The following is a 788-nucleotide window of genomic DNA, read 5'->3' as shown; positions in this document are numbered from 1 at the left end:
CGGCCAGCCCCCCGGAATTGCGGACAATGGCCTGGAAACCGTGTTCCTCTAAATGACCCAAACCCTTCTTGAGAAAAGGCAGCTTCGTATCCTGAATGCCCATGACCACGGTTCGATGGTGCACCCACGCCCTAGCTACGGCCACTGAGTTACCTGAACCGACGGAAGCACATAATGTATCATCCATTGCAAAGGATTCCAGAGCCGGGAACTGGGGGCCAACGGAAGATTGATCTATCACCCGCCACTCTTGCTGCATTAATAATGAACCTGTTTCACTCATAGAAATCTCCCTTTACATGTTATCTAAGGTAGCGCTTATTGGTACTGGGCCGCAAACCCCTGCGCCGCTGTAATGACGGCCAGTTTATATACATCCTCTTCATTGCATCCCCTTGAAAGATCATTCACAGGCCGGTTCAGACCTTGAAGGATCGGGCCGACCGCTTCGAAGCCACCTAAACGCTGGACCATCTTATAGCTGATGTTCCCTGCTTCGAGGCTTGGGAAAATGAAAACATTGGCATCTCCTTGAATAAGGGAATCCGGCGCTTTTTGTCTTGCCACCGAAGGAACGAACGCCGCATCAAACTGGAATTCACCGTCGAGGATGATTTCCCGATCGATTTCTTTCGCTAAATCGACAGCATCGACGACTTTCTGTGTTTCAGGCGAAACGGCAGACCCCTTCGTCGAAAAGCTCAGCAGTGCCACGCGCGGTTCGATATCGAACATTTGTGCAGTCTTTGCACTTTCAATGGCAATTTCGGCAAGATCTTGGGAAGTGG

The 788-nt window shown here is 50.8% G+C and carries 2 protein-coding genes; both read right to left on the bottom strand.

The window, feature by feature from the left end:
* Positions 1-283: lipoyl protein ligase domain-containing protein (locus CVN76_RS06355; RefSeq protein ID WP_442857555.1), on the bottom strand; the 283-nt coding region annotated here is incomplete at its 3' end.
* A 35-nt stretch (positions 284-318) separates the two neighbouring features.
* A partial coding sequence (locus tag CVN76_RS06350) for a phosphate acyltransferase (protein WP_269800024.1) occupies positions 319-788 on the bottom strand: 470 nt, incomplete at its 5' end.

The sequence above is a fragment of the Bacillus sp. mrc49 genome (assembly GCF_002803435.1).
This window is presented reverse-complemented; position numbering and strand designations above follow the sequence as displayed.